Raw genomic sequence first — 20,209 nt, 5'->3', positions numbered from 1 at the left:
AGTAAGGAGGGCTAGCACTACATTTGAAATTGCTTGACTAGCCTGTTCAATTCGACCGCTAGTTTTGTGAGTTCGGACGTTGCAATAGCTGTCTGACTTGACCCTTCTGCCGCTTGATTTGAAAGATCACGGATACTCACCAGGCTGCGATCTACCTCCCTTGCAACCTGAGCCTGCTCTTCCGATGCGGTCGCAATCAGGACGTTGCGCTCAGTAATATTGTCGATAGATTCGGTAATCTCCACCAACGCGGAACCGGCGCCATGAGCAGTGTCTAGCGTTTTCTGGGCCTGGGTGTTCGTGTGAGTCATTGCAGATACGGCAGATCCAGTGCCTTTCTGAATTGAGCTGATCATCTGCTCAATTTCACTGGTTGATTGCTGAGTACGATGAGCTAAAGCTCGGACTTCATCAGCGACTACTGCGAAGCCTCGACCCGCCTCACCGGCACGAGCGGCTTCGATAGCCGCATTCAACGCAAGAAGATTGGTCTGTTCGGCGATAGCGCGTATCACATCCAAAACTTTGCTGATGTCGGTGGCCATTACTGCGAGCCCTTGTACCTCTTGGGAGGCATCCTCAACACTTGCGACCATTATGCTGATGGCCTGCACGGTTTCATCAACACGTGCACGACCAGCCAACGCGGCGGAGTTGGATCGATTAGCTGCTTCAGAGGCTTGCGAGGCATTTCTAGCTACCTCTTCTACCGCTGCACTCATCTCAGTGACGGCAGTTGCTGCCATTTCGACTTCGTTATTTTGACGCAGCATGCCTTTATTTGCGTCTTCGGTGACAGCGTGCATTTCTTCAGAAGTCGACGCCAACTGGTTGGAGGAATCAGATATCAAAGAAAGGGTATTTCGTAGACCGTGCTGCATTACGCTTAAAGCCCGCATAAGCCTGGCCACCTCATCGTGCCCTTGAGCTTCAATAACTCCAGTGAGATCGTTTTTAGCAATGCGCTCGGCAATGGCTAGTGATTGACTGATTGGGCTGGTAATACTTCGGGTGTACATCAGAGCTAGTGCAATAGCGGCCAATGTACTGGTCAATATAAAACTACCAACGATCAATTTAGCTTGTTCATAGGTTTGACTCGCCTCCTCCCCGGCACGTTTAGCTTTATTGTTGTTAACATCTATTATTCCTTTGATATCGCTCTCAACAGCGTCAGCAGATTGTTTCATTGACTCATTGGAGAGCTTGACTGCCTCATCTAAATTACCCGAAGAAATTAGAGACAAGTATTGATCTTGTACCACTTGATATTTTGTAAGGCTTTTTGAAAGCTCATCAATTTTCTGCTTGCCCATCGGGGTTACGATTAGCGGATGCAAATTCGACAGCGAACTCTGGATATTAACTCTAGCCTTCTTCAATTCTTCTAAAGCTTGAGTTTTTCGGCTTTCGGGCTCTACAGGATTGCGCAACCTTGCGTTGCTACCCCTGATGCTTACGAACTCTCTGTCAATTACACCAAGTATGGATATGCTGGGTACCACATTCGTTTCAACGAAGCTTTCAGAGTCCTTCAAGCTTGACGCCTGCTTTAGGGCGATGATCCCTAGCGCAATAATCATCAGGCAAAAGAAGCCAAAGCACAGAGCTGAGCGTGGAGCAAGGTTTAGCTTGCGTAGTATCATAATGAGAGCCTCGTTTGAATTGTCAGCTATGTCGTCACTCGCCACGCGTGCTTAAGTACCGTTCGTCGAGTAATGTAATGTAGCCCGAAAAGTCTGGAGTTTTATCTTCTATATTGTGTTGCTAGATGTGACTGCTGAGGCTTTGTTCCGAAGTCTAGAGTGAAATAAGATTCAGGTAATGGTTGTTATGGGGTTATGGAGATGCCTAGTGAACGCGGGTCAAGCTACTTGTAATGCAGAAAACACTTTGCAAAGTATTTATATTCGCATTGCATATGGGCGCGCCAGCCATTAATTATCGAGATAGTTTTGCACTTGCTTGACTACATCCCGAGCTGTGCGGGTCACTCCAATCAATGTAGCTGAGGCGAGCCCTGTCCAATCGCCGTAGCCCACCAGCCAAAGACCGGATGAATCAACACTTCGATTTTCGGTTACGGCTACCTTGCCGTCCTGACCTACGATACTCAGATTGCTCAGGTGGTTGAGCGCTGGAGAAAATCCAGTACACCAGATGACAGCATCAATTTTCGTCTCGGCCCCCGACGGCCACACAGCACCTGTTGAGGTGAAGTGCGTCAATGGCCGCACCGTGTTCAGCACGCCGCGTTCGCGAGCTTCCTTTACCGGTGGCACCATCACAATGTCTCCCAGCCCTCCAACGGGCTGTTGGGGCTCCATCCCTTCTTGTTGCGCCTTCAATCTAGCAGTGGCCCTCTCGAACAGGACGCGGCCATCGACCTCATCTGGAAGATACTTTGGCGGTTGCTGAGTCACCCAAGTTGCATGAGCCACCTTCGAAACTTCGGCGTAAATCTGAGCACCCGAGTTACCACCGCCAACGACCAGCACGGTCTTCCCCTCGAACTCACTCGGCCCAACGTATTGGGCGGAATGGATCTGCTGCCCCTCGAAAAGCGCCTGCCCTGGATAGGTTGGAATAACCGGGCTGTTCCACGTGCCTGTTGCACTGATGACCGATTTGGCATCCCAGAAAGTATCCCCGGAAAAAACGCGCAACCCGCCTTCGATGTTCTCGACATGGGTCACCCGCGTGGAACGGATGATGGGGAAGTCATATCGGCGTTCGTACTGAGTCAGATAGTCGACAACATCGTCCCGCCCAGGAGTCCCCCCGGGTACTGCTGACATGGGCCAGCCGGCAATTGAGCTCCAAGCAGACGGCGAGAATAGTCGGAGAGAATCCCACCCATGCCGCCAGGCCCCTCCAGGTGCTGACTCGGCGTCGAGTAATACGTAGGAAAGGCCTGTACGCCTCAAAAAATAGGCTACGGTGAGTGCGGATTGGCCACCGCCAATGACCACTACATCAAATTTCGAGTTTTGATTCACCAGCATCTCTCTAGGCCCATCTGCTTTACATCGGTTTATACCCTGCGGCCATTCTCATCAATCACGACTTGTCCGTCTTCTTTGACGAAGCTACCGCGCTGCTCTTGCGGCAGAAGTCTGATCACCTTGCGCAAATGCACGTTTACTTACCGTGACGACTCCTCGCGCATTCACAACATCGGGCGTGATTAGCATCAGATCGATGCTGACCGACGCCGTTATTCACATACCAAGATCCCCTGCAAAAAAGGCATCTCTCAAAGCAGGCGTGTCCTCATGATCAAAAACGAGCTTACGCAGCAAATATTGCGTGAGGTATGATCGAAGGCGGGATCGGAGCTCAACATACGGATCTGAATACCCCACATCGCTGGCAGGCCAGCGAAGCTTTATGGCGTGCCTCAAGATCATCATTGTCTCGCCGCCAAGCGTTGCCTCGTGAAGCCGGGTCAAATCATCGAATCCAGAAGTGCGCTTGTAACCCAGCAAGGCCTTACTCAGAATCAAACTCAGCGAATCCGCGTAGACCTGCGACGCCCTTTTCCACACCAGCGTTTCTACATCACTATCCAAGCACAAAACCTCACTGCTACCACACAACTACAGCGTGCCCACCGGAACACGGTAAGACATTTGACAACCCTGAAATCGAGCCTGAGCAGGCACATCGAATTTGACCTGAATCAGAACGACCTGGAGGCCCTTTTACGCCACTGTCAGACTCACAGACCAACCTCTAGCGATGCTCGTGAAGATCAACGATTGCAGAGTGCGCTGGAGGCGTTGGAGCAGGCATTGGTGGCAGCCGATGCAACTCGGTGATCCGAGGATCATCATTATGCGGATAAATATGTTCACAACCAAAGCCAGCGACACCCGCGTGTACTAGGCAAAATAGCGCTGCAATTCCAGCGTCGCCGTAGGTTGTCTGACATGGGGGCATTTTGAGGCGCAGTTACCCCACTCAAAAAATTGGTTTACGTTTGTTTCTTTTGAACTCAAAAGCAAAAGCAGCGGCCTTACGGCCAAAAAGACGATCTCCCCTACCAGGCCTCGCCTCGCCTATCGGCAAGGCAATTGAAGCCTTAAAAAGCTCTAAGATCAAAAGCGAAAAGATCGACCGTCACACCGTGTCTTATCCGAGCACCATCAGTGGCGTCGGCACCGTAGAAAATTCTTTTGCTCTCAAATATAAGAACTCCGTCTCGGTTAAAAATTTTCAAGAGGGGGGGGTGAATAAGTTGTCGCAAATTTGAATCTTTTGTCGCATTAATGAACTTTTGTCTGGCACCGTCCGAGAAACTCACCGATCCGAACTATCGAGGATGACTTCAAATGGATACGACCAAGGCGGATCACGTTCAAGTGCCGAGCCTCACACCGGATAGTGAACAGTTGCCTTAGCTAAACGGTACCGTGAGCAGCAAACTGCGATGACTGGGGGATTGATGGGGGCATATTTGAGGCGTTGTACCGCGCTCCGACGAGACCAGGAAATGGCTGCCATGCCCCAATCCGCCCGGCCAAATCCGACGGTTGTTGAGTGTCAGCGTCAACTGGACACTTATGACCAAGTGCGCGAGCGGGTGTCGTCAGCCAACTCAACGCTAAGTGAGGTGCAAAATTTCCACCTTTCACACGCCCAAATCAGCAGCAAACAGGACGTCTCGGAGCGCCGGCACGACTTGATTGCCTAGGACGAGGCGGCGGAGCAGGTACTGTTCGACGTGCTCTCTGAGGCGACCACGCAATTCAACATAAGCGTGCGAGCTCTGACCATGGCCGTGGGGCCACTGGCGCATTAGCGCTTGCCTTAAAACCTGAAAAGCCTCGTCACCTACTGCACTCGGGTACAGGCGCTGCATCTCATCGAACCCGGCGCTGCGCTTATAGCTAGCCAAGGCCTCACCCAACACCTTGCTCAGAGACTTGCCGAAGACCTGCCAAGACTGTTCCCAGAGCAACTTTACTACCTCATCCTGCACGTTAACCTCATTTATTATATTGCGCCGTTCCCAGCCCACAGCTGGTCGCCCTTCACTTTCTCAGAGCAAGCTGATGAAAATCGAATTCGATCTTAACCAGAACGATTTAGAGGCCCTCCTACATCACTGTCAGTCGCACATGCCTGCAAGCGGTGATCCTCGGGAAGACCGGCGTTTGGAGTACGCCCTCGCAGCTCTTAAGGAAGCGCTACTCGAAGCTAACGCACTGAAGTGACCATGAAGCCCGCCCAATACATCGATAACCAGAACTAAGTAGATCTACGCATCGTGAATCGCACAGCAACCTGCACTTTGCCTGACACGCGAAAGTTTCCAGACAGACTTACCCCGGCTAAAAAATTTGCGCGATTGCGAAGTGTTTTGTAATGAAAGCATAAGCAACGTCTTTTGGCAGAAATGACGATCCCCCGGCCAGCCCCTTGCCTTGCCTGCTGGCAAGACCTGCAAGGGCCGGAAAAACCAAAGACCAAAGCCCAAATCAGCCTTCATATACCGCGTGGTGATCAATACTCAGCAGTTGACCGAGCTCCACCATCAAGCCCGCTCGCTACCGATCCCCGACTGCGTGTGCTCGGGGCCATCGCACTATCAACTCGGGCCAGGGTTGGGAGGAAAGTAATTGGCCCATTTGCGTGCCGGTAGTCCCGCACGTCTCTGCGGCTAATGTCTGTACTTCGGCAGAGGACAGACCCTAAGATCTAAAGCCATCAAAAACCCATGGAGTGTTGATCTTGCCAAGCGTATTTTTTTCATACTGCCATGCCGATGAAGCGCTCCGTGATCAGCTGGAAAAGCAGCTATCGATGCTCAAGCGCCAAGGCGTTATCGACACCTGGCACGACCGCAGGATCGGCGCAGGTCAAGAAATCGATTCAGCCATCGACAACCACATTAACAGTGACGAAATCGTCCTTCTCCTGGTTAGCCCGGACTTCATCGCCTCAGATTATTGCTACAACATCGAGATGACTCGCGCTATGGAGCGCCACTCGGCAAATGAAGCGATCGTCATTCCTGTGATTTTGCGCGCGTGTGATTGGCACCATGCTCCGTTCGGCAAGCTGCTTGCTACGCCCGAGGATGGTAAGCCCGTCACCCTTTGGCCTGACCGTGATGTAGCTTTCCTGCAAGTAGCGCAAGCGGTACGCAAGGCTGCAGAACGATGCCGCCAGGATATGCCCAGTCCTGCATCGCAAATCTCGCGCGCGGCACCGGCTCCTCCACAGCCCCCCTCCCAGTCAGCGACCACTACCCCCCGGTCGAGTAACCTTCGAGTTGCAAAAAGCTTCACCCAGCGGGACAAAGATCAGTTCTTGCTGGACACCTTCGAGTACATCGCACGCTACTTCGAGAACTCCCTGCAAGAGCTTCAAGCCCGTAATCCTGGCTATGAGGGCGTGTATCGTCGAGTCGACGCCAATCGCTTTTCTGCGGTCATCTACAAGGACGGACGGGATGTTGCTAGGGGGACGGTGTTTACAGGAGGTCAGATGGGTGCCGGGATTTACTACAGCCAAGGCGATACGTTCGCGGGCAATAGCTACAACGAATCCCTTTCGGTAAATGCAGATGATCAAGCCCTGTACTTGAAAACTCTGGGCATGTCCCACTATTCCGGACACGACCAGAAGCTGTCTCAAGAAGGTGCTGCGGAGGCGCTCTGGGGAATCGTCATCACGCCATTACAGCGCGGGAGATGATCCTTCCTGATCAACCAAAGATACTTAGTGATGGAGTGGAGGCGGGACGCGCATCGGATGCTCATCGCCTGGTGTCGATGTCTGCCATCACTTGAGGCGCTTCGAAGCAATAAGGGCATCGAAGGCCTCCTTGCTCGAATGTCCCTCGCGCATCCTCGTGACCAAAAAATCCGCATCCAACCCCGCTGGGTCAAAAAACTCTCGGGCATGCCGGACGATAGCCAACCAGAGCTCGAAAGGGACTGCAGTAGTATCACCATTTCTGCAACGGTAACTTGGGCGTTGAAGCAACGCCGGCGCTCGTAACACCAGTTCGTCACACAGCCGTTGGAAAATTCGGAAGGGGGTCTCGCTCATCCCGATTAGGGAGGGATGGGTGAGGCGGTTGATCGATTGGATAGCTGACTCGGTATCGACGGTGTGCAGGCTCGATAAAAAACGTACATCGGCCTCGAACGCCGCTGGCCCGATTGACGCTACTAGTCGTTCAACAGATTCGAGTTCTGACAGGTTGTCACGGCCCAGCGTTCTTACGTGCTGCTCCATCATTCTCCTCCTGCGGACTAATTCCCTGCTTCCCACGTTCAAGAGACCACTCTGAGCCACTGGAGCAACATCGTGGGCATTCGGGTAAATTGCTGTTATTCGTCATCGAGTGCCGATCGATGTTGTTCCACGTGCGCGACTTCGCGCTCCCAAGCCTCTAGAAAATCAGTCCAATCATGCCAGTAGAATCCTGCCTCCACACGAGCTGCGGGCCCCAGAGCCACCGCAAAGCGGGATTTCCAAGGTTCTGGGATATCTGCGTTCCGAATAATCCAGCACCCAACAGGATGAGCCTCCCTAGGCAGCCGAACCAGGTCAGCGTGGTCGAGATGGCAGGCGCTCAATGGAACTTCATGATCAAGTCGTTCAAGCTCATCCAATCGTTCCAGGATCGCCCGTGCGCTTTGATCGCCTGGTACCAGTTCAGCGAGCTGCCATAGCGCCTTCCTTCGCTCTCGTTCTCGTAGCCAGATATCACTCATCACGACGCCCTGCGAGCACGTAAGTACTCATGGTTAGTTGAGTTGGTGCGGCGCAGTGTCAGTTAGCCTTATCCATGGATTGCTAGTCCAGCTACGCCACCCAAGCGAAGGTCGGACGGGAGGTAGGGAGTCAGCTTCATAAGTTAGCGGCCTCTCGACTACCGCAGCCGAAACGCATGTCCAAACGACATTGGCGGAAATTAACGAACGTTGATTCCGTGCTTCGCAAAATCGCTAAGGAGTGTTTTGCGACTCAGCATTGCAGGAAGCTTGAAAATGTTCCTGTATCCGTACCAGAGGCCCATTGGCATGATCACCAGACCAAGGCCGAATGTGGCCGTAGCAGCGATAATGGCCGCAGGAATTGAACCGAGCGAGAACACCACGCCTTTCAATACTGTCGACCTAGCGATCAAGCGGATGTCATCCAAATCGTATTCGACTTTTCCGTTTTTGTTTTCAAACGCTAGCACCACAATGGACTTTTTGGAGGTTCTTTTGAAATACCAGGTTCGTGGAATCTCGGTCGCCATCGCACCATGAATTTTCAGGTATTTCGGAACAACCACCTGCTTAAAATAGAAGGTCTCTCCTTTTTCATCTTCAAGTCTCACGCGACTGTAAAGAGCATCAAGATCGCCTTGCGCTTGGACGTCATAATTTTTTATTGTCACTGTTATTTTTTCGAGGTCAGCCATTTTTCATCCTTATGCGCATTGGTTCTCTACAGGCGCGGCTATCTAAAGATCCATCGAACGCTGCCTGATGGCGTCGTTCATGCGGTAAACGTGGAAATGAAGTTGAGGTTAATTGTCCTTTTCTTCATCCGGCTCGGCGCTACAGATCATCTGGGCCTGTAGACTTTCAACAGTGGTGCTCGCTTGTGATCACGTAGTGATCTCCTCCGACAGTACGAACCAGCTTGAAGCCATCCCTCTCGTCGACGCATCGCACAGGATGCGTCGCAACTGTCATACCGTTTTCAGAGACTCCCGATTGGTCGCTGTAGACAAGCGCGACGTATCGCTCCCCTACCCTTGCAGCATTGAAAAGATAAGCATCGACAACGACCGCCCAGTCGACGTGCTGTGCCCGGATGACCTCTGGGGGCATACCTTGGAGGGCGCCCTGACGCTCCTCGACCACCCGGCGGTCTGGCACCCAATCACAATTAGACATCTGCTTGATTCTCGACAATTGATAAAACTATTACGAACGACGAGCGATTACACCGCCTCCTCTTCCAGTAGGCTCGCTGTACGCGGTGCGATTTAGTAAATAATTGGAAGAATTGAGTGAGCCTCCAACCGTAGCCACGCTGCGTACGCAAAACCATACCCAAGGCTGTGCATGCTGAGCCCGCAGTGCCCTTACACGCCGCTGATTGGCGCGCCGGCCAGTGCAAGCGAGATCACTGACAGCAACCAGTACAGTTTTATACATCATATAACGTGTAACTGTACACGACAACATGGCTACATCCTCTCTTTTGAGGACATCATCTTGTTGAAGCCAGCACTGGCAGCGGTCGTTCGAGCAGTTCGAGGAAATCTAGGCTTCACTCAGGAAAACCTTGCCCATGCTGCATCGCGCACATACCTGAGCAAAATCGAGAACGCCGAAAGCAGCCCCACCATTGATAAATTCGTAGAGCTTGCCGAGGCTCTCGGCATGAGCCCTTTGGCTTTCATGGCACTGATTCTCTCGACACGGGATAAGACCCCCTCCTCGGCTTTGCTCGCAGAGGCCGCAGAGGAGCTGAAGGCGCTACAAAAACGCGTCAGCGACGACGATATTGCCGCGCATCTTGCTGGAATTGATCTAGTGAAGCGGCCTGCCGCTCGACCAGTGAACCTGGTCAAGCTGAAAAAAGTGCTGGAGTGCAAAGAGATTGGCTTGAGCAAGGCAGAGACCGCTAGGCGGCTCGGGATAAGTCGGTCAACCGTGGGGTTTCTTTGGGAGCGGTCGGTGCCAGCTGAAGGCTGAGTCAGAGTGAAGCTTGCAGCATGCTAGGGCATGCCAAGTCTAAGGAGTAAGCGACCGTTACAACGGAATATGGTCTGCGAACATGGCCACTATCACGTGGGCCAGCAAGCCGGCAGTGGGGATGCCCTTGTCGATCACCTGTGCCGGCACCGGTGCTTGCGCTCTACTCCCAATCAGTAAGGTCAGACCGACTCTTCACAATCACCGTGGCAAAAGATGTAGGCCTAGCGTCTGACTTCCACCTTGTAAAACAAGGTCTCAATCATCAGTCGACGTCGGTCGGACAACACAGCACCATCGATCTGGCTTGCCAGTCGCACGTAAAATTTGCATTCCCGCTGGTTGGCCAGGTCAGAGATTGGACGTGCTGCTTGAAGAAAGTCTTCATAGGAACGCGTCGTTTTGGCCATAAGTGCAGTGAAGTTTGGCAGCGCTTCCGCGTCTGCTGTCCGCGTCGATGGCCAGGCCGGCTCGAAGCTAATGGAGTCATCTTTCAGAAATACTGTGAGGAACATTTCTGCTTTGCCCGCCTCATTAGCCCAGCAAGGCGGGAGATCGCCGCCTTTGCCTTTGTTGAGCTTGTTTTGGAGGAACTGAACCTGCCCCTTCAAATCGCTATTTGTTTTCTGCAACGTCGCAGGGTTGACACCTTGCTTTTCTGCCAATGCGAAGGCGTCAGCATTTTTCACCACTTCTGAAATTTGCTCTGCCGTCAGGTCACCTTTCCGCCCCATGGCGGACTTCAGTGATTGCTCGGTCTCTTGAAGAGCTGCAACTCGCTTAACGACGTCAGTGGGCCGAACACCTCCATCGGGGTCAGCCACCAATTTTTTGAGCTGCTCAAAAGACATCATTGTCTCAAGAACCAACCGCTTGGCCTCCTCTCCTTTAGAACCACCGCTCGCTTCTTGCAACGCCTTGTCGATAGCAACCATCGTTGAGAGTTGCTCATCTTTTTGAGTCAGCAACACCTTCAGCCGGCCAGCCTCTTCTTTGGCTTTGGACGCGTCGATGAGCTTTGAAATGATTTCGTCAGGATTCTTCATTCCTATGGATTTCAGCCGTGCTCTGAGATCATCAGTCGCAGCCTTGATTGCCAGTTCGCGCTCATCAAGACTCTGCACGCTGGCGAGCTTGCCCGCCATCTCGTCGTTTTTCTGGGTAAGTTGCCAAACCTTGTACCCCATGAGCAGCAATAGGATGAAGCAAAGGATGATCCATATTTCGGTGAGCGATAGCTGGAAAACCTGATCATTTTTAGAACTCATCAAGCAGTTCTCACGTCAGCCACGCCATCACTGGTACGCGTTGAATCGACCACATTTTCGCCGCTAGAGAAATGGGCTACCTCATTGATCACGCCTGGAAGAGACACCGGATTGGCGCCCTGCTCAATCGCGCTTCTTAGCTCATCAAGCATTTGAGATTGAGCCGCTCCCAATTGTTGAGTACTGAGCTCAATGTGGCTAACGAGCGTTCTTTGCACTTCGTTGCTGGCTACAACTGCATCGACTAGGGGAGCCAGGTTCGTCTGCATGGAGTCAGCAAGTGTCTCGACATTTTTCATGCCGGTTTCACCGATGGTTTTTAGAGACTCCGCCACTTCACGCGCAACCCCTTCTACAGCTCTGTTATCCGTTACACTGAGGCGCAGCTCATCGATTTTCTGAACGATTTGAGAGAACACCTGCTGGCTGGCTTTCATGTCGGCCATGAATTCCTCCCGTTGATCGTCCAAGGAGTCCAGATACTCTTTCTGAACGCGTTCGACTCGCTCCATGACGTCATGACTCTGAGACTTCATCGATTCGATTAGTCGGTCTTGGCTTTCGACGATCGAGCCGACTGCTACAACGGCGTCGCCGATAGTCTGCGTTTTGGTATTCAGACTGCGGATTGCAGTGCCGACCATACGAGCAGACGTTTTGACATCCAGGGCTAGCGCGGAGATGTCCTCGTTGAGGCCATCCGTAGCGCCGGATAGCGTGGTTATCGCGGGATTGAGTTTTTGAGTGAACAAATTATCCGGGAAAACAGTGTGCTCCAGCCGCTCGCCCGCTTTCTTGCCAAAATCGAGCGCGTGACCCTCCATAAGCGTTAGCGTAAGCGCGCTCTTCTCAGAAAGCCCAGCGATGGTGTCGAGCATCTGCTCGCTGGCCTCGCTGGCCTGGCTAAGCATGCGCTCAAAAGCTTGGTTGCTTTGAACGGTCGCGTTGCTGAAAAAAGCATCCATGGAATTAGTGCTGTGTTGAGCGATAGCCGTAATTTGCTCATGAACGCTCTGCACTGCTTCCTTGGAAGCTGCCATCACTTGGTCTCTGAAGACGGCAAGCTGTTGGCTCGAAGCGTCAAAAGCCATGGTCAGCTCTTCAGCTGAGCGTACTGCGCGCTCCTCGACACTCTTGACCGCATCGTTGGTATCGACTTTAAAGCCTGTGTGCATCACTCGGGCAAGCATACCCAAAGCAGTACTGCACATGGCTGCGCCGAAACGCATGGCCATGCCATACAGGTTGTCACCCATCGACTCGATGTCGAGCAGGCAGATGATGATGCTGACGACGGTGAATAGAAACCCGAGGTAGTAAACCGAGTCTGCAAATTTGGCGAGGGTGAGTTGAGTATTCCACTTTTCTCTGACGTGAAAACCCACTACCCAATAACCGACCATCACTACCAGCGGGATTATGAATCCAAGCCAGAACGGCTCTTTGAGTGCAAAGCTCGCTGAAGCGAGTAAAACCTTGAGTACGAACGCGATGAAAAAATACGTTTGAACTCGCTGCACCAGCTTCTGAACGTCCAATTTAAAGTCCCTCCATGGAGCTGATTCCGTCCACCGACGCTTCGTTGGCATCGAAGTAATTCGCCCAGAAATCTCCGAGGCGATTGGTTTGAGCGGTTTTATGTTCGTTGGCAAGTAGGTTGATCGTCACCACCGCCCCTTTCAATCCTGGTGCCTGCGCATTTCGACCATATGGCGTTTTGGCGAACTCTCCAAAAGACATCAGAGCGCCTTTGTACATCGAAAAATCAGGCATGTTCGCGAGCATGTCCGAGTAGATGATGAGCTTGCGATCGCCATCTACGTTCGCATGTGAAAAGCCATTGATTCCCACCAACTGAAGCATCTGAAAAATCGGGGAAAGCTTGCTGTGTTGGTCGAGGGGAATTTTGCGTACAACCTCGTGCAACGGACTCTCAAATTTTTCGTTAAAATCTCGATCTACAAATTTCTTGGTCGCTGTTAACTGACTGCGGTCTTTCCACTGTCCCGGGTTGCAGCGTTCAAAAATCGGCTTTTCATTTTGCTCAAATTTCTCCCCGAGCAGAAAAACGGACAGCAGATAACCCTCAGGAATGTCCGTCGCAATCATGCTTTTGAGGCGCTGGGTGAGAGCAGCCTTCTGAGTGAACGGAAAAGGAGAGGTGTTATCAATCAACACAACGACATGGCCCTTTGGGCCCTTGGTCGGACACAGGGTAACCTTGTCCATAGTGTCTTGCGCGAGCTTGAAATTAACGTAGGCCCATGCTCCAGCCGATAGCGCAATGAGGATCACTACAGCCAAAATCCACGTCCCAGCGTTACTCTTGCGTTTGGCGTAAACCGACATAACTAATTTCCTTACACCAAATCTTGCAATGGTTGAAGCTGGATATTTTGCTGATTGAACGAGGCTTGTATCTTTCCTCTCATCGGCTCGACCTGGGCCACCATCCTGCCCAGCAGGCTCTCTTGCTCTTCGAGTTTTATCTCGTCACGCGAGACATCGAAATCTGGCATCTCAAGCTCACCAAACACGACTGGCTGATCAAAGTACTCGGGCGCAGGGCTGCCTGATGGACGCGCCATCATATTTTCGTTCTGATAAAACCTGGTCAGGCTCTGCAACGTTTCGTCAGCCATAACCAAAGTTTCAGCAACCTGCTTTTTCACGATTGCCTTCTGACTCATGTTGTATCTAAACGCGTTGATCTCTTTTTCGGCCCCCTGTACGGCGTTGTCAATTTTCTGCAAAACGTCGGTTTTCTCAACTTCTAGCCTGCTACGCAACTCGTCAACGAGCTCGATATAAACATGATGGGCTTCAGAATATTGCTTCCAGACGGGTGCATATCCTGGGTAACTATCAAGTAGCCGGTAACCCTTCCATAAGCCGACAACTCCAAAGAGGAGTGTCCCGAAAAACAGAACCAGGGATTCTAAGTCTTGGATGGGAAATGTACCTGACAGAACATTCTGAACGGCCAGTGGCAACGGATTTTGGGAGCCATCTTCACTTACGCTTAGCACATGACGAACAGCGGAAATCAATATCGCGAGCGCCAGCGTCACGGTCGCGGCAAATGAAAAGGACACCCACCCCCAGAATCGAAAAGCAGCTATGACGTGGTTCTTGTAGCGAAATACAAAACCGCACAAGAAGCAGATGAGAACGTTGAAAAAAGAGAGAGCGAAGGCCATCGAGAAACCGCTGAGCAGTCCCCCCTCAAGACCAGAGCCAAAAAACGTCGCATTGAGCGCACCTTCTGCGACGCAGCATGCGATGACGATCAAGACTTGCAGGAAAATATAGGCGCCGCTTGGGTTTTTCGCAGAGATGTCTAATAACCGATGCTCTTTACGAAAGGCTGTCAAAATTTGAAACTTCGTCTTCACATCGGTGGCGAAACTTGTCATACGCCCTTCCTCACGAGTGAGGTGATGATCAGATGAGCGCACAAACTCATTCCCCAGCTCAATCGCGCGGTTCATGTTCACCGTAATATCGATGGAGTCAAGACGATTTTGGATCTGTTTAATGCGCTGCTCACCGTACTTTACAGTCTGCTCGCGCATCCTTCCGAGCTCTCCCCGGACAGCATGCTCAGCATGAGTCAACTGAGTGGCACTATGTGCGGGAATCCCTTTGGCACCGTTTTCCTTAGCGATCCTCTGAAGATCGAGTTTCTTCTTCAGCTTTTCAGGGTCGATTTTGGGAATGAGGGGCTCGCTAGCCTCTGTTTCTTGTCGTGAAAAAAAAGCGACAATGGCTGCGAGGACTTTTTTAAGAAAACGCATCGAAAATATCCATACTCATTTATTTTTAACGTCGCTTCACATTCCACCGAGCAAGCGAAGCGAGCAGCAGGCCGCCGTTTCGTGTTTTCAGAGGGGGGATTCGGTTGCGCTCGTTGTCCGTAACGCATGAGGCCAGCAAGTAGCCATCATGATATCGAAATGATGACCTCAGCGGTTCCGAGTGGCAAGTGCAAAACGGACATTGTCGACTGATGGCTGCAAATAAAGAGCTGCTCGCAGGGGCGCTACTTGCATCAATTTCTTTTACTGCCGTCCAAGAGGAACGGTCGTTAAGGGTGTAGAAATCGGTTATTCGACAAGACATATCAACATTCCTTGACCAACACGTTCAGTTGCGCGAAACCTCCAGCCCCATGCCTATTAGGACAACACTGCCCCTTCTACTCAACTGTCCTATACAGCTGCTATCAGCCAAGGATGGGCGTGAATAGCTGGCTAATTCATGCCGAACGTCACTCAGCAAGTCGCTTAAAAAAATCGTTGGATTTTTTCCTTCCAGCACTACTCATTTGACTATGAGCATAAGGAGGAGCTAATGATCCAAACTGATATTTTTGTCATCGAATACAAGCTCCACGGGGAGCAGAAGTCATTCATCATTCGTGCAAAAGAGATGCGCAATCTCGACGCGTGGCAGTGGGTAAGCTACGACGCCGGATTAGCGCCGATCCCCAACCTTGGAAGGCCTCCATTGAAGGTCGTGTCGAAACCTCATGCAGAGCGCTTGGGGGTAACGGAGTTGAAATGGCGAGAGGCCGCTGCCCCAGCGTGGGAGGAAGCCTATGGGCCAGCTGCTCGAAATCAGCGCGAGCTGGATAGCATTGGAAAGCCTCTAAAGCGGGATTAGACGGTCGAATCGACTGGTATCATCGATGGAGAAACTGCTGCCGCCCACCGCCCGCGTACATCAACTCAACATGGAGATTCTGCCGCCCGACCACAACAGCCAGCAACGGACGCCGATCAGTGCGGCCCTTCGCCAGAATCTCCCATTCGTCAAGGTCGATGCGTGAAGGGCTCGGCACCTCTTGAGGATGAGTGTGCCACTCCCCGATATACCTCACCAATCCATTGGTCTCCTGCCAGCGTCTGTCCGCCAAACTCTTGTGACCATGAATCATCCGCTCGAAGAAATAGCGCAGGCGGCGATCCTGGCGAGTCGGCTCGCTGGCTTCCAACACTTCAAGATGCTTTCCCCGCACATGCCCAAGAAGAATGCCCCCGGCCTCGGTTCCATCGTCGCTCTGAATATGGCGCTCGAAAGTTTCCAAAACACTTTGGCTGAAGTAAACAAATTGCTCATCTTCTGGCCTTCGCCAGGTACTCATGAACCGCATGCTGGACACCCTGGTCGCTTGAGTATCGTGCAGTCAGCAGTGACACCTTCGTGCTCTCTGCTCAACACCCGCGTGGACAAGCCAGGCCAGTGGTTACCACCGACCCACGCCATGGCAGCATCGAAGCCCAGGGCAGCAGCCTGCATGGATACCGATGCGGAGAACGGAACGTAAGGCCCCTCGCAACCTTGGCCGGCAAAGAGCGGTTCTACGCCACCTTCAACCGCTTGGAAATCGCCCCAATTCTCGTAGTCACAAAGACAGCGATAGCAGCCTTCAGAGGTATGTTTACCGATGTACGATCGAACGGCGATGCCTGCGCCTTCGATCCACACATGTAGTAGCGGACTTGTTTGTGAGTGATGAGCAGCAAGCCACTGACCCAATGACTGCTCGCCTGTGGCATCAATCAACAGATCGAACCCCTCAAGATTGACCTCCCGGACATCGTGGGTGATCGCCCGTACGTTCGAGGCCGGCATAGCACGCTTGATCTCATCTGCCATCGAGGTGGCCTTGGGCAGGAAGGCCTTGTCGATACCCAACCGGTGTCGACCCAGATTTCCCGGTTCGAGCCCTTGGTTATCGACTAGCATGAGTTCCCCACCTAGTGAACCTGCCCCGGCCTTGGCCAGCATCTCCGCGAGGTACCCGCCTATCGTTCCGCACCCCACCATCGCGATGCGTTTCCCTGCGAGTGTGGTTTGACCTGGAATGTTGCGCTGAATCACATAAGCGTCGTCGATACGAACCATGAATAACCGAGTGATGGGTAGGTCATAAATAGGCAGACCCTGGTCGCGCGACAATCCTCGCCGGTTCTTCTGCAGGTCGAATATCGCAAATCCGTATGGCATCGAGGGAGAATCGATGACGACGATCGCAGAACCCGCCCTTTTGCGATAGGCCTTGACGATACGTGCTTCAATTTTGCGCCGACAGGCATCATCAAGCTGCCCTTGCCAATTCAGTAATTGCTCAACAGTCTCAGGTGGCCAAGCGTCAGGCGTTGGCCTTGGTACTGCTTTCGTCGTCACCCGATTTACAACGAAATCCAGTTCGCGGTGTGAGCCAGGTCGATGTTTCAGCTTGGCTAAGGTGCGTTTTGGCTGGTCGCTGATCGCGTAAGCTTTCCCTACTTTTAGAAGAGTTCCTTCGCCGGTTTGACGTGAGCTCACATCCACATACAAGGCTTCGCCAGGCCAAAAAGCAAAAAACTCTTCTGCCAGATCGTCTACCCGCTCACCTGCCATGATCTGATCAAGCACACGAGCAGCCTGTTCGAATGCCGCCAGTGTCTGACCGACAGGGTCGAAAATGTCCACCACAGCTGTCGCTTCTGCGATGTAGCATAACGAACCATTCGCCCCCACGTGTGGGGCGATTGGACGCAAGCACTCAGGTACCGGGCTCAACTGCACAATGGGGAATGTCTGAAAAGACCTGTCGATCGACGCCAAACACGGTACGTCGCCGAAACGCGTTGCGAGTACACCTTCAACTAGCAATGTGGAAGTGCCTAGCTGTTCCACGCATCGCTCAAACCCTAGAGGCTTCAGCGCTGCGAGGAGTTCGGGGATCACGCTCATCGCGTTACCCCGCTTTTGTACGTTTGACGATTTCAGACGGGCCGCGCTCAGGAGGGGTCGCGGCCATTACCGCCGGCATCGGCTGTGCGGGCTGGTCGGGTATAAGGTCGGGACGGTTAGGGAATCGATCACCCAACATGGCGCACATCCACTGACAGGCCATGTCTTTCTTGGCGCTGTCTGCAGTCGACGCCTCCAGGTATATCCTGAAAGTTTCAAATTTCTCAGCAGCCTCGGTAACGCCCTCCTCACCCAGAGCATCAGTAAGGTAGACCTTGGAATCGATCGGGCTTTTGACGCCGTTTCGCAAAGCATCTGGCAGGCCTTTCACAACGTGGAACAGCGCCAAGTCATCCCTCTTGGGGTAGAACTGAAAGAGCGGGCATGCTGCGGCCATAAGCAAGATCGAACTCGGGCCGCCCTTGTCCCATTGCTTGTCACGAAACGCTTTGATGTAGCGAATCACTCGACGCAATTGCTCCTCTTTGTCCGAGACTTCCAGCTCGAACCATTCCTTCATTTTCAAAGGGTCGGAAATGATCCACTTATCCTCGCAGGCGAGAAGGATCTTGTCCGAGGGCAGCTTCTTCCAGCAGTCCTGCTCCGAGTCGGTTGCAAGAGCCTTGATAACTGAGTGGTTACGCGCCTCCATGCTTTCTACAATCATTACGTACTGGTCATCCGGGATGGCGTAGAGCGGAAGATCAATATGGGCAAAGGTCGAGATTTCGATGCGCAAGCAGGTTACTTTAGAAGACAGCTCCCAGCCCTTTTCGTCGCACAGCGGCTTCAGAACATCCGATACGGCAGCCCGGAAATCCTTAATGGCCATCGTGGGCCGGTTCTCCTCCGTCACAATGCTCATCGGCAAGTAAACGCCGTCATCGACATCGGACTGCTGAGGGGGGGTTTGGCAAGGGCGGTTCAGAGTTTTGTAAGCCCAAGAACCTTGAATGAAGAACTTGGGATTGCACTCCTTGCCTTCATATCCACGATCGCGAAGAGCTCTCGGAAGCTTCCTCCGCAACGCGTCTCGCACATCTGCTCTGGCCGAGTTAATACTCTGTTTCTCGGAATCGCCGAGATCCAGTCTCTTCAAAAATGTACTGTGCTCCTTGGAGCTGTAGAGCAACGGGCTCAGGTTTGGCATGGACGCCACTCCTTTGTCGGTTAGGGCCTTCAATGATCACAAGCCTAATACAGGCTGTCAGGGTGCACGGCGTCGATCTGACGTCACGCTAAGCAAAACAACACCCGCCCCACGGCCCACCTAACCTCCAGCGGTCGTCGATCCTTAGCGCAGTACAGCGAAGCGGTCGCAGCTTGGATCCAATGATGCCACCACCCTACATGTAGTGCAACACAGATAATAAATCACAACATATAGTATCATTGTACGTTGCTACTATCATCCTTCTGGGCGTTCTCACTGCCCTTTTTTGCTCCGGTCGCAGCGCGCTTGAACGAAATATAGCCTGCCGTATTGAGCCCTTGGTTCCAGTTGCGATCCGTAAAATACACCCCCTCCATCGAGACCTTTCCATCCTCGTCCCGCACCTGAACTCGGGCAGCTCCGTTGTGCCGGCTGCAGTCGGAAATCATCGGGTTGCTGGTCAGGTTTTCGTAGATGTAATCGAGTTCGATGGTGCCGTGCTGACAATCCCGCTGAACAGCTACACAGACGGTACTTGACTTCGAATAGCGGTCATCAGCCTCGAATTGCATGCGCACGCGGAAAAAGCGAGAGAAAATTTTGACCTTGCCCTGCTTGGTTATCTTGTCTTCGACCTCCAATTTCCCCCTCAAGCGCTCGATAGCGCCCCAGTTCGATTGAAGGGTGACATCCCACGCGCCATCGATTGGAGGGAAGTACGTTCTCACGATTGGCAATTTGCAAATCCAGGGGAAGATGAAGCTCTCACCCAGCAACAGAAAGGTAAGACCAGCCAGGCTCGAAGCGCTGGAGAGCGCTTTTAGAAGGTCAAGCGGCTGATCTAAAAGCTTGATGATTTCGCCATGATTTATCAGGGCAAAGATTGCAAGGGTAACAACTAGGAAAGCGAGGGCTGTGTTCTTGATTCCTATCACTTGATACATGAGTACTCCTTTCAGGAAAGGCATTCGGCGGGACGCTGGCCTGCCGTAGCGTCGAGCGTGCAAGAGCAACCCTACACCGGCACGACTTGGGATGGAGGAAATTCTGAGGCTGTGCCCGGGATCACCATGTGGCTTCGACCTCTCCTTCTTGGAAGGCTCACCCCCTTTGCGTCGTGGATGAAGTGGAGCCCTCCCATGCGAAGCCCAATGTTCAAAACCTTATCACTGAAATGCTCGACATCCGTCACCCCATCCTTTGTGAAGGCATGGGGCCGAGTGTCTCCGATGCAACCTAAGTCGCGGCTGTCTTGGCCGGGCGCATATCGTTCAGCGGCATTGGCACGGTTTTGAGCAAGATGTGGGGGTGAGGTGACTTGGGCA

At 52.5% G+C, this 20,209-nt stretch carries 20 protein-coding genes; 5 read left to right on the top strand and 15 right to left on the bottom strand.

The window, feature by feature from the left end:
• Positions 1 to 17: 17 nt before the first annotated feature.
• From AOA60_RS24240 to AOA60_RS24230, 3 genes are all read right to left on the bottom strand, one after another.
• Positions 18 to 1,646, bottom strand: coding sequence for a methyl-accepting chemotaxis protein (locus tag AOA60_RS24240; RefSeq protein WP_099586480.1), 1,629 nt, complete (start codon positions 1,644 to 1,646; stop codon positions 18 to 20).
• A 291-nt stretch (positions 1,647 to 1,937) separates the two neighbouring features.
• On the bottom strand, positions 1,938 to 3,005 hold the full coding sequence (locus tag AOA60_RS24235) for an ArsO family NAD(P)H-dependent flavin-containing monooxygenase (protein WP_099586479.1): 1,068 nt from the start codon (positions 3,003 to 3,005) through the stop codon (positions 1,938 to 1,940).
• A gap of 216 nt (positions 3,006 to 3,221) precedes the next feature.
• The gene (locus tag AOA60_RS24230) at positions 3,222 to 3,572 is read right to left on the bottom strand and encodes a hypothetical protein (protein WP_099586478.1); all 351 of its coding nucleotides are present in this window, start codon (positions 3,570 to 3,572) and stop codon (positions 3,222 to 3,224) included.
• A 371-nt stretch (positions 3,573 to 3,943) separates the two neighbouring features.
• Here AOA60_RS24230 and AOA60_RS32380 point away from each other — a divergent pair, with 371 nt between their 5' ends.
• Positions 3,944 to 4,255: a hypothetical protein gene (locus AOA60_RS32380; RefSeq protein WP_143522557.1), complete on the top strand. Its 312-nt coding sequence runs from the start codon at positions 3,944 to 3,946 to the stop codon at positions 4,253 to 4,255.
• A gap of 378 nt (positions 4,256 to 4,633) precedes the next feature.
• Here the strand turns inward: AOA60_RS32380 and AOA60_RS24220 are convergent, their stop codons facing one another.
• Positions 4,634 to 4,984 (bottom strand): hypothetical protein, encoded by a 351-nt coding sequence (locus tag AOA60_RS24220; protein WP_065926143.1) that lies wholly within the window; start codon positions 4,982 to 4,984, stop codon positions 4,634 to 4,636.
• 752 nt (positions 4,985 to 5,736) lie between these two features.
• Here AOA60_RS24220 and AOA60_RS24215 point away from each other — a divergent pair.
• Positions 5,737 to 6,705: a toll/interleukin-1 receptor domain-containing protein gene (locus tag AOA60_RS24215; protein ID WP_099586476.1), complete on the top strand. Its 969-nt coding sequence runs from the start codon at positions 5,737 to 5,739 to the stop codon at positions 6,703 to 6,705.
• Positions 6,706 to 6,792: 87 nt separating this feature from the next.
• On the opposite strand, the gene AOA60_RS24210 is transcribed toward AOA60_RS24215, so the two are convergent.
• A complete protein-coding gene (locus AOA60_RS24210) occupies positions 6,793 to 7,251 on the bottom strand; it encodes a hypothetical protein (protein WP_099586475.1) in 459 nt (152 codons plus the stop codon).
• Positions 7,252 to 7,538: 287 nt separating this feature from the next.
• Here AOA60_RS24210 and AOA60_RS33095 point away from each other — a divergent pair, with 287 nt between their 5' ends.
• Positions 7,539 to 7,691: a hypothetical protein gene (locus AOA60_RS33095; RefSeq protein WP_178075417.1), complete on the top strand. Its 153-nt coding sequence runs from the start codon at positions 7,539 to 7,541 to the stop codon at positions 7,689 to 7,691.
• Positions 7,692 to 7,933: 242 nt separating this feature from the next.
• Here AOA60_RS33095 and AOA60_RS24205 read toward each other — a convergent pair whose 3' ends face one another.
• Positions 7,934 to 8,431: a hypothetical protein gene (locus AOA60_RS24205; RefSeq protein ID WP_099586474.1), complete on the bottom strand. Its 498-nt coding sequence runs from the start codon at positions 8,429 to 8,431 to the stop codon at positions 7,934 to 7,936.
• 166 nt (positions 8,432 to 8,597) lie between these two features.
• Positions 8,598 to 8,846: a hypothetical protein gene (locus AOA60_RS34045; protein ID WP_256592886.1), complete on the bottom strand. Its 249-nt coding sequence runs from the start codon at positions 8,844 to 8,846 to the stop codon at positions 8,598 to 8,600.
• A gap of 390 nt (positions 8,847 to 9,236) precedes the next feature.
• On the opposite strand from AOA60_RS34045, the gene AOA60_RS24195 reads away from it, so the two are divergent.
• Entirely contained in the window at positions 9,237 to 9,719 is a 483-nt protein-coding gene (locus AOA60_RS24195; protein ID WP_256592882.1) for a helix-turn-helix domain-containing protein, read from the top strand.
• A gap of 224 nt (positions 9,720 to 9,943) precedes the next feature.
• On the opposite strand, the gene AOA60_RS24190 is transcribed toward AOA60_RS24195, so the two are convergent.
• The 4 genes from AOA60_RS24190 to AOA60_RS24175 are packed head-to-tail and all read right to left on the bottom strand — an operon-like array spanning position 9,944 to position 14,784.
• The gene (locus AOA60_RS24190; protein ID WP_099586471.1) at positions 9,944 to 10,987 is read right to left on the bottom strand and encodes a hypothetical protein; all 1,044 of its coding nucleotides are present in this window, start codon (positions 10,985 to 10,987) and stop codon (positions 9,944 to 9,946) included.
• A complete protein-coding gene (locus tag AOA60_RS24185) occupies positions 10,987 to 12,525 on the bottom strand; it encodes a hypothetical protein (protein ID WP_099586470.1) in 1,539 nt (512 codons plus the stop codon). Before AOA60_RS24185 ends, AOA60_RS24190 begins: the two co-directional genes overlap by 1 nt.
• Position 12,526: 1 nt before the next feature.
• Positions 12,527 to 13,336, bottom strand: coding sequence for a hypothetical protein (locus tag AOA60_RS24180; RefSeq protein WP_099586469.1), 810 nt, complete (start codon positions 13,334 to 13,336; stop codon positions 12,527 to 12,529).
• 11 nt (positions 13,337 to 13,347) lie between these two features.
• Positions 13,348 to 14,784: a hypothetical protein gene (locus AOA60_RS24175; protein WP_099586468.1), complete on the bottom strand. Its 1,437-nt coding sequence runs from the start codon at positions 14,782 to 14,784 to the stop codon at positions 13,348 to 13,350.
• Between the two features lie 556 nt (positions 14,785 to 15,340).
• On the opposite strand from AOA60_RS24175, the gene AOA60_RS24170 reads away from it, so the two are divergent.
• Entirely contained in the window at positions 15,341 to 15,652 is a 312-nt protein-coding gene (locus AOA60_RS24170) for a DUF6555 family protein (RefSeq protein ID WP_099586467.1), read from the top strand.
• 19 nt (positions 15,653 to 15,671) lie between these two features.
• On the opposite strand, the gene AOA60_RS24165 is transcribed toward AOA60_RS24170, so the two are convergent.
• From AOA60_RS24165 to AOA60_RS24150, 4 genes are all read right to left on the bottom strand, one after another.
• Positions 15,672 to 16,133, bottom strand: a complete 462-nt coding sequence (locus AOA60_RS24165; RefSeq protein ID WP_306461051.1) for a Mov34/MPN/PAD-1 family protein — start codon at positions 16,131 to 16,133, stop codon at positions 15,672 to 15,674.
• On the bottom strand, positions 16,130 to 17,731 hold the full coding sequence (locus AOA60_RS24160; RefSeq protein WP_099586465.1) for a ThiF family adenylyltransferase: 1,602 nt from the start codon (positions 17,729 to 17,731) through the stop codon (positions 16,130 to 16,132). Before AOA60_RS24160 ends, AOA60_RS24165 begins: the two co-directional genes overlap by 4 nt.
• A 4-nt stretch (positions 17,732 to 17,735) precedes the next feature.
• Positions 17,736 to 18,881, bottom strand: a complete 1,146-nt coding sequence (locus AOA60_RS24155) for a cyclic GMP-AMP synthase DncV-like nucleotidyltransferase (protein ID WP_099586464.1) — start codon at positions 18,879 to 18,881, stop codon at positions 17,736 to 17,738.
• Between the two features lie 239 nt (positions 18,882 to 19,120).
• On the bottom strand, positions 19,121 to 19,828 hold the full coding sequence (locus AOA60_RS24150; RefSeq protein ID WP_099586463.1) for a hypothetical protein: 708 nt from the start codon (positions 19,826 to 19,828) through the stop codon (positions 19,121 to 19,123).
• Positions 19,829 to 20,209: the final 381 nt, after the last annotated feature.

Source organism: Pseudomonas sp. 2822-17, from assembly GCF_002742485.1.
Taxonomy (GTDB): Bacteria; Pseudomonadota; Gammaproteobacteria; order Pseudomonadales; family Pseudomonadaceae; genus Aquipseudomonas; species Aquipseudomonas cyclaminis.
This window is presented reverse-complemented; position numbering and strand designations above follow the sequence as displayed.

Excerpts from the sequence above, each read along its gene's own strand:
- AOA60_RS34045 (WP_256592886.1), bottom strand. The coding sequence starts at position 8,846 with ATGCCCCCAGAGGTCATCCGGGCACAGCACGTCGACTGGGCGGTCGTT.
- AOA60_RS24160 (WP_099586465.1), bottom strand. The coding sequence starts at position 17,731 with ATGAGCGTGATCCCCGAACTCCTCGCAGCGCTGAAGCCTCTAGGGTTT.
- AOA60_RS24150 (WP_099586463.1), bottom strand. The coding sequence starts at position 19,828 with ATGTATCAAGTGATAGGAATCAAGAACACAGCCCTCGCTTTCCTAGTT.
- AOA60_RS24240 (WP_099586480.1), bottom strand. The coding sequence starts at position 1,646 with ATGATACTACGCAAGCTAAACCTTGCTCCACGCTCAGCTCTGTGCTTT.
- AOA60_RS24235 (WP_099586479.1), bottom strand. The coding sequence starts at position 3,005 with ATGCTGGTGAATCAAAACTCGAAATTTGATGTAGTGGTCATTGGCGGT.
- AOA60_RS24210 (WP_099586475.1), bottom strand. The coding sequence starts at position 7,251 with ATGGAGCAGCACGTAAGAACGCTGGGCCGTGACAACCTGTCAGAACTC.
- AOA60_RS24175 (WP_099586468.1), bottom strand. The coding sequence starts at position 14,784 with ATGCGTTTTCTTAAAAAAGTCCTCGCAGCCATTGTCGCTTTTTTTTCA.
- AOA60_RS24165 (WP_306461051.1), bottom strand. The coding sequence starts at position 16,133 with ATGAGTACCTGGCGAAGGCCAGAAGATGAGCAATTTGTTTACTTCAGC.
- AOA60_RS24205 (WP_099586474.1), bottom strand. The coding sequence starts at position 8,431 with ATGGCTGACCTCGAAAAAATAACAGTGACAATAAAAAATTATGACGTC.
- AOA60_RS24170 (WP_099586467.1), top strand. The coding sequence starts at position 15,341 with ATGATCCAAACTGATATTTTTGTCATCGAATACAAGCTCCACGGGGAG.
- AOA60_RS24180 (WP_099586469.1), bottom strand. The coding sequence starts at position 13,336 with ATGTCGGTTTACGCCAAACGCAAGAGTAACGCTGGGACGTGGATTTTG.
- AOA60_RS33095 (WP_178075417.1), top strand. The coding sequence starts at position 7,539 with ATGAGCCTCCCTAGGCAGCCGAACCAGGTCAGCGTGGTCGAGATGGCA.
- AOA60_RS24155 (WP_099586464.1), bottom strand. The coding sequence starts at position 18,881 with ATGCCAAACCTGAGCCCGTTGCTCTACAGCTCCAAGGAGCACAGTACA.
- AOA60_RS24190 (WP_099586471.1), bottom strand. The coding sequence starts at position 10,987 with ATGAGTTCTAAAAATGATCAGGTTTTCCAGCTATCGCTCACCGAAATA.